Origin of the sequence: Rhizobium sp. 2YAF20 (assembly GCF_052114685.1) — a bacterium.
Taxonomy (GTDB): domain Bacteria; phylum Pseudomonadota; class Alphaproteobacteria; order Rhizobiales; family Rhizobiaceae; genus Rhizobium.
In genome coordinates, this window is sequence record NZ_JBFRFF010000056.1 from 24,917 (window position 1) to 32,538 (window position 7,622).

The window sequence follows — 7,622 nt, forward strand, 5'->3', positions numbered from 1 at the left end:
CCCTTCACCCGGCGGCGTAGGCCTTCTGTTCGGTGGCGACATTGGTCGCTGCCGCCCTCGCCGCATCCCGCAACCAGTTTGGCGGGCGCTTCTCAAGATCGGCGATGATGGCCGGGACAACGGCTGGATCGTTGGTCTGACAATTGGCGATCTCGAAGCCCATCCGGTCGAGCATGTCCGGCGACAGCAATATGTCCGCGTCACGGTCGACCTCTATCTTGCGGCTGTTCGGAGAGAGCCTGCGGACGAGAACGCCGTTTGCGACCTTGTATTGCGGATCCGGCGACCGGTTGCGCCCGGCGGCGATCACGCCTGCCTGGATCTTCGTGTTGGCCGGATCGTGACGAAGCGACCAGGCTGACTGCGCAAGCGCCTTCGCCTCACGCAGGACAGGTCCCCCGCGCCATTCGACGAAGGCGACGAACCGTGGGCGTCCGAGGCTTCCCGTGCCTGCCGTGCGCGGCTTTGCCACGAAGGGTGTGGCCGGGTCAGGAAGGCAGCCCTTCAGCGCCTTTAAGTATTTCGCAGCTGGCGGCTCCTTTGGCGGCGGCAGCTGCTGGAGCTTCTCCCAGAACTTCTTACGTTCTGCATTTGACAGGATCACCGCGTTGCGCAGCCATTTGTGATCTCGTTCGAGCACGATCGGCGACGGCTGGGTGAGACAGCGGCGATATCCTCCAAGGATCGCCTTGCATATCGCGTCCGGCGTCGGGCCACCTTTCACCTTGGCGAACATAGCGCTCGTTGCCAGCCGCACGAGATCAAGTGCATAGGGCATGACGGCGGCATCGTCGAAATCATTGGCACCCCAGACCAGCCGCCCCTCCACATCGCGCCAGGTGCCGAAGTTTTCAAGATGCGTATCGCCGATCGCAAGCACTGTCGGCGCGCCGGCCAGATCCGGGCAGATGTCGAGGATCGTCTCGGCCCATCGCCAATAGGTGGCGCGCAGGAAGGCGAAACTGCCAGACTTCATTTTCTGATGCTTCTTATCGAGATCGGCCACGACGAGATCGGCGCCCAGTTCGGCCCGAAGCCACTCCTCGTAAGCAACGATCGATTGCGAAAATGCTGTCATTGCTGCGCCTTTGATGGTTACTGTTTCGTCGGCGGATCGCCTGAGCCATCCGTTCCGCAGCATTGACTTTGACAGCGATTGCCTTGCCCGTGAAGCCACAGGCTGCTGGAACTTCAGTCATCATAACGACAACTGCAGCCGGGCAGCTTTCATGCCTTGTGCGGCATGGGCGACACCTGCCACCGCGCTTCACCAATCGATCCCCAATCTGAACTAAAATCAACTCCATTGCGCTTGTCGAAAAGCCACTCGCATGCCACTTTCGCGCTTGCGAAAAGGTGGCAGATGGTTGGCGAAGATAGCGGCGATTTCCGGCAACGGATCAGGCAGAGTTTTGAGCGTCAGGCGGCGATGGCGACCATCGGCGCGGAGTTGACGCGCGTCGAACATGGGATGATCGAGATCGAGCTGCCGTTCGACGTCAAGCTGACGCAGCAGCACGGGATGCTGCATGCCGGTGTGATTTCCGCAGCGCTCGATAGTGCCTGCGGTTTTGCCGCCTTGAGCGTCATCGATCCGGATGCGTCGATCCTCACCATCGAATTCAAGGTCAACCTGATGTCGCCGGGGCGCGGCGAGCGCTTCCTGTTTCGCGGTGAAGTCACCAAGCCCGGCACGACCATCATCGTTGCCGACGGCAGGGGCTACGCAATCGGCGACGGGCCGGCCAAATTGATTGCCTCCATGACCGGAACGATGATGGTCATCAGGGGAAGAGAGGGAATTACCGGATGAAGTTCGAGCTCAAGTCCGTATCGGGCAAATCGATCCTGTTTGTGATGGCGGCGGAGGCGGAATATGGTCCTTTCCTGCGCTCTCGCATCGAGCCGCTGATGACCGGCGTCGGCCCCGTCGAGGCGGCGGTCACGCTGACCCGCGCGTTTGCGCAGCTCGAGGCGCATGGCGACCTGCCTGACATGGTCGTCTCGCTCGGCTCTGCGGGCTCCTCAAAGCTCGAGCAGACCGAGGTCTATCAGGTCAACGCCGTTTCCTATCGCGACATGGATGCTTCGCCGCTCGGCTTTGAGAAGGGCCGCACACCATTCCTCGATCTTCCCGCTGTCATTGACCTGCCGCTGCGCATTCCCGGCATTCCGGAGGCCAGTCTTTCTACCGGCGGCAACGTCATTTCAGGCCGCGAAGCCTATGGGCGGATCGCCGCCGACATGGTCGACATGGAGACATTCGCGGTGCTCAGGGCGTGCCAGGTTTACAAGCGACCGCTGATCGGACTTCGCGGCATTTCCGACGGCGTCGTCGAGCTGCAGCATATCACCGGCTGGACCGAATACCTGCACGTGGTCGACCGGAAGCTGTCCTATGCCGTCGACAGTCTTTTCACCGCGCTGGAAGACGGGGTATTCTGGTTCTGACGCCGGGCAACGCCTGACAATCGGGACAATATTTTCGCCAGAGGCGGCATTTGGCCGATTGCAAGCCGCAAGGCTTTTCTTTAAAGGCTCGCCATGACCCAGACAGCACATCCAGACACCGTCCTCATCGTCGATTTTGGCAGCCAGGTGACGCAGCTCATCGCGCGGCGCGTGCGCGAGGCGGGCGTCTATTGCGAGATCGCGCCCTTCCAGTCCGCCGAAGAGGCATTCCACCGTCTGAAGCCGAAGGCGATCATCCTGTCTGGGAGCCCGGCATCGACGGTCGAAGAAGGCTCGCCGCGCGCACCGCAGATCATCTTCGACAGCGGCCTGCCGGTCTTCGGCATCTGCTACGGGCAGCAGACCATGTGCATGCAGCTCGGCGGCAAGGTCGAGAGCGGCCACCACCGCGAGTTCGGCCGCGCCTTTCTCGACGTCAACGAGGACTGCGCGCTGTTCGAAGACCTCTGGTCCTCCGGCTCCCGCCACCAGGTCTGGATGAGCCATGGAGACCGTGTCACGGCGCTGCCCGAAGGCTTTGAGGTCGTCGCGACCTCCTCGAATGCGCCATACGCCTTCATCGCCGATGAAAATCGCAAATATTACGGCGTTCAGTTTCACCCCGAAGTGGTGCACACGCCTGACGGTGCCAAGCTGATCGGTAACTTCATTCACAACGTCGCCGGCCTCAAGGGCGATTGGACGATGTCAGCCTACCGCGCCAAGGCGGTCGAGGCCATTCGCAAGCAGGTCGGCGACAAGCGCGTCATCTGCGCGCTGTCGGGCGGAGTCGACAGCTCAGTCGCCGCACTATTGATCCACGAAGCCGTCGGCGACCAACTCACCTGCGTTCTCGTCGACCACGGCCTGATGCGCAAGGACGAGGCGGCCGGTGTCGTTGCCATGTTCCGCGAGCACTACAACCTGCACCTGATCCATGTCGATGCATCCGACCGCTTCATCGGCGAGCTCGAAGGTGTCAGCGATCCGGAGACCAAGCGCAAGATTATCGGGCGTCTGTTCATCGAGACCTTCGACGAGGAAGCAAAGAAGCTCGGCGGCGCCGATTTCCTCGGCCAAGGCACGCTCTACCCCGATGTGATCGAAAGCGTCTCCTTCACCGGCGGCCCCTCAGTCACGATCAAGTCGCACCACAATGTCGGCGGCCTGCCGGACCACATGAAGATGCAGCTGGTAGAGCCGCTGCGCGAGCTCTTCAAGGATGAGGTACGGTTGCTCGGCAAGGAGCTCGGCCTGCCGGACAGCTTCATCGGCCGTCACCCTTTCCCGGGCCCCGGTCTTGCAATCCGCTGCCCTGGCGGCATCACCCGCGAAAAGCTCGAAATCCTGCGCGATGCAGACGCAATCTATCTCGACGAAATCCGCAAAGCCGGCCTCTACGATGCGATCTGGCAGGCCTTCGCCGTGCTTCTACCGGTCCAGACCGTCGGCGTCATGGGCGACGGCCGAACCTATGAATTCGTCTGCGCGTTGCGCGCTGTGACCTCGGTCGATGGCATGACCGCCGATTTCTATCACTACGACATGGAATTCCTAGGCCGCGCCGCCACCCGCATCATCAACGAAGTCCGCGGCATCAACCGCGTCGTCTACGACGTGACGTCCAAGCCGCCGGGAACGATCGAGTGGGAGTAGGGAGCCTGTAGGGGCGCTTCTTGTCCACGGCGATACAACTCCATTGTTTTTCATGATCGGTCCTTCTCCGAACGGAAATGCCTCGATGAAATCCAAACGCCGAAACCTGAATTCCGCGACCAAGCCAAACAAAGAACCAAAGCTCTCGCGCACCCATACGCCCGCCGATTTATCGCCGGTGGACTGGCAACGCGGCCTCCGCCGCCAGTTCGGCCGGGAGCAGGTCTTCGGGCTCGAGAATCTGACCAGCGAGCCGTTTTTCTCCGAGTTTAGGGTCAGCAACTCTGCTTCGAAATCTAGCTACCGCGTGGCGATTCGAGGCTTGGGGCCAGGTGGCAATTTCTGTTCGTGCCCCGACTATGCGACCAGCGAGCTGGGCACTTGCAAGCACATCGAATTCACGCTTGCCCGGCTGCAGAAAAAGCGCGGCGCCAAGATGGCGTTTGCGCGCGGCTACCAGCCCGCATTCTCCGAGCTGTATTTGCGCAATGACGGCAAACGCTGCGTCTATTTTCGCGCCGGAACGGACTGCCCGCCGGCGGTGAGCGCGGCTGCCGCTGATTTGTTCGACACCGAACGCGACGGTATGCTTCCGGACGAACGCCTCGGCGACCTCGAGCCTTTCATGGCTTTGGCGTCGAAGTCCGGTCACGAGTTCCGTGCTTATGACGATACACTTGATTTCATTGCTGGAAAGCGAGATGCGGAGCAGCGGGCCTCAAAACTTGAGCAACTGTTCCCACGTGGTGCCGCCGATCCCGAGCTGCTGGCACTTTTGAAAGTGCCACTCTATCCCTATCAGGCCGAGGGCGCGCTGTTTGCGGCGAGGACCGGTCGGGCGCTGATTGGCGACGACATGGGGCTGGGCAAGACCATACAAGCAATTGCCGCGACAGAAATTCTGGCAAAGCATTTTGGCGTCTCGAAAGTTCTATTGGTCTGCCCCACGTCGCTCAAATACCAGTGGCAAAGCGAGATCACGCGGTTCTCAGGGCGACAGGACGAAGATGCGGCCCGCGTCATAAACGGCGGCCGGGCGCAGCGGCAGAACGACTATGCCTTGAACGATTTCTGCAAGATCACGAATTATGAGAAACTCCAGCCGGATCTCGATCTGATCGCGGCCTGGGCGCCCGAACTCATCATTGTCGATGAAGCGCAACGGGTGAAAAACTGGAACACCATTGCGGCGCGCGCGCTGAAACGCATCGATAGCCCCTACGCGATCGTCCTAACCGGGACGCCCTTGGAAAACAAACTGGAAGAACTGATTTCTATTGTCCAGTTTGTCGATCAGCACCGGCTGGGGCCAACCTGGAAGCTGCTGCACGAGCATCAGGTCAAGGACGACGCTGGACGTGTCGTCGGCTATACGGGGCTGGAGAAGATTGGCCAAACGTTGGCACCGGTCATGATCCGCCGGCGTAAATCCGAGGTGCTGCAGCAACTTCCCGGCCGGACCGATCAAAACCTACTGGTACCGATGACCGAGATGCAAATGATTCATCACCAGGAAAACGCCGACGTGGTGGCGAAAATCGTCCAGCGCTGGCGCAAGACCAGGTTTTTGTCGGACAAGGATCAGCGGCGGATGACCTGCGCGCTGCAGAACATGCGCATGTCGTGCAACAGTACCTTTCTGCTGGATCAGGAAACCGACCATGGCATCAAGGCTGACGAATTGGCGGCGCTGTTCGACGACTTGTTCGGTGATCCCGAGGCCAAGGCGGTAGTGTTCTCGCAGTGGACACGGACCCACGAAATCCTTATCCGCCGCCTCGAAACGCGCGGGCTGGGTTACGTCAGCTTTCACGGGGGAGTGCCGTCGGACAAACGGCCGGCACTGGTCGAGCGGTTTCGCGACGACCCATCCTGCCGTGTGTTCTTATCCACCGATGCTGGCAGCACTGGCCTCAACCTGCAGCATGCTTCGACCCTGGTGAACATGGACTTGCCGTGGAATCCGGCAATCCTCGAGCAGCGCATCGCGCGCATTCATCGCATGGGTCAGACCCGGCCTGTGCGGATCATCAATTTCGTGGCCAAGGGCACCATCGAGGAGGGCATGCTTTCGGTTCTGGCGTTCAAACGCTCCCTATCGGCAGGAATTCTCGACGGTGGCAGCAGCGAGATTTCGCTCGGCGGTTCGCGTCTCAGCCGCTTTATGAAGGACGTGGAAATCGTCACCGGGCGCATGGGCGAGGCCGGGGCCGTAACTCCGGCTGAGGAGGTCGGGAATATCTCCGCTGCCGATGACGCCGGATCTCGAGGACATGCAAATGCGGATGCTGGCGAGACGGCGATTGCGCCGGCTGAGCGGGCCGGAGCGTCATCACGCGATGCAGGTCCGGATCCGTGGCAAGTCCTGATGCAGGTCGGGGCGCAATTTATTGCTGCTCTGGCGACTGCCAACAATCCCAGCGCTCCGGCGCACCCGTGGATCGAACGGGATCCAGACACCGGTGCGCAGAACCTCAAGATGCCTCTGCCGCCGCCGGAAACGACGCGGCAACTGGCAGATTCGCTATCGACGCTCGCGGATATGCTGCGAGGCAAGATTGCAGGATGAACAGCGGCAACGCGCCGACCCGACCTCCTGGTGACGTTGCACGCCACATCGATGGCAGGCGGGCCAGGCAGGTTGGTTTTCGTGAAGAGGTCCACAGGGTCGCTTGGCACCGATAGTTGCTGAAACCACAGAAAGTTTGTGCGCCGATTTAAAATCAAAAGGGTAGTATTTTGACGAGAAGGCGGCCTTCTCGTTTGGACGCGCCAGCGAACGGATGAAGTCGCGATCGGCATCGCGACCAAGCACCTCAAAGCGCGCGAGGCCGCGCTCGCTGAGGCGAGATCGACAATTCCGTATGGCGCGTTTCTGCGAACTGCCCATCGTAACCTCCGGTTTATTTCCAGTAAAATAGCCAGACGATTCCGCTCTAGCAACGCCCAGTTGGTTGAGTACGCAGCTCGCCGCGGCCCGATGGCATCGGTTGGGCCTGCATGAAATGCTTCGGTTGACGGTACTCTTCGCGGCGAGTCGCGTAAGCCGCTCGGTGTCACGAATTGGCACCGATAGTCGGCGAAAGCTCAAGAAAAATTTCGCCGCGATTTGCCCTTTAAAATCAACCGCGTAACTTTTTGACGGTTCCGGCGTCGGAGTTTGCCGCGGCATTGGAATAAATTTGCAAGTGATTTCAATTGGTTATACGCTATTTGAACAACCGCGTGGAAATAGAGGGCGACGGGCAATCTCTGGTAGCTTTCCTGGAGGGGCGCTATCGCTAAATTTAGCAAATCCGGCCCATCCATGGAATGGCGAACGGACTGATGGACCTTACTTCACCGTGATGCTCATACCGCTGATATCGGCGTTGATTTGCAGGCCTACCTGCCTGCCTGTGAGTTCGAGTTGGGCGCCCTTGTCATTGGTCATAACGATCATCTGAGCCCCTTTGCCGACCGCGCCGCCACCGCCCGCTGCACCGTATACCCCCGTCACATCTCCGGCGCGGCGA

At 60.4% G+C, this 7,622-nt stretch carries 5 protein-coding genes and 1 pseudogene; 4 read left to right on the forward strand and 2 right to left on the reverse strand.

From position 1 onward, the window contains the following. Positions 1 to 4: 4 nt before the first annotated feature. Entirely contained in the window at positions 5 to 1,078 is a 1,074-nt protein-coding gene (locus tag AB4Z52_RS32990; RefSeq protein WP_442222065.1) for a DUF2252 family protein, read from the reverse strand. Between the two features lie 285 nt (positions 1,079 to 1,363). Between AB4Z52_RS32990 and AB4Z52_RS32995 the strand changes: the two genes are divergently transcribed. From AB4Z52_RS32995 to AB4Z52_RS33010, 4 genes are all read left to right on the forward strand, one after another. Next, on the forward strand, positions 1,364 to 1,813 hold the full coding sequence (locus AB4Z52_RS32995; RefSeq protein ID WP_442222066.1) for a PaaI family thioesterase: 450 nt from the start codon (positions 1,364 to 1,366) through the stop codon (positions 1,811 to 1,813). After that, positions 1,810 to 2,451, forward strand: a complete 642-nt coding sequence (locus AB4Z52_RS33000; RefSeq protein ID WP_442222067.1) for a 5'-methylthioadenosine/S-adenosylhomocysteine nucleosidase — start codon at positions 1,810 to 1,812, stop codon at positions 2,449 to 2,451. Before AB4Z52_RS32995 ends, AB4Z52_RS33000 begins: the two co-directional genes overlap by 4 nt. 93 nt (positions 2,452 to 2,544) lie before the next feature. Beyond that, positions 2,545 to 4,107: a glutamine-hydrolyzing GMP synthase gene (guaA, locus tag AB4Z52_RS33005; RefSeq protein WP_442222068.1), complete on the forward strand. Its 1,563-nt coding sequence runs from the start codon at positions 2,545 to 2,547 to the stop codon at positions 4,105 to 4,107. Between the two features lie 85 nt (positions 4,108 to 4,192). Next, entirely contained in the window at positions 4,193 to 6,676 is a 2,484-nt protein-coding gene (locus AB4Z52_RS33010) for a DEAD/DEAH box helicase (protein ID WP_442222069.1), read from the forward strand. A 765-nt stretch (positions 6,677 to 7,441) separates the two neighbouring features. Here AB4Z52_RS33010 and AB4Z52_RS33015 read toward each other — a convergent pair. Further along, positions 7,442 to 7,622: pseudogene (locus AB4Z52_RS33015) on the reverse strand (hypothetical protein); the annotation flags it as partial.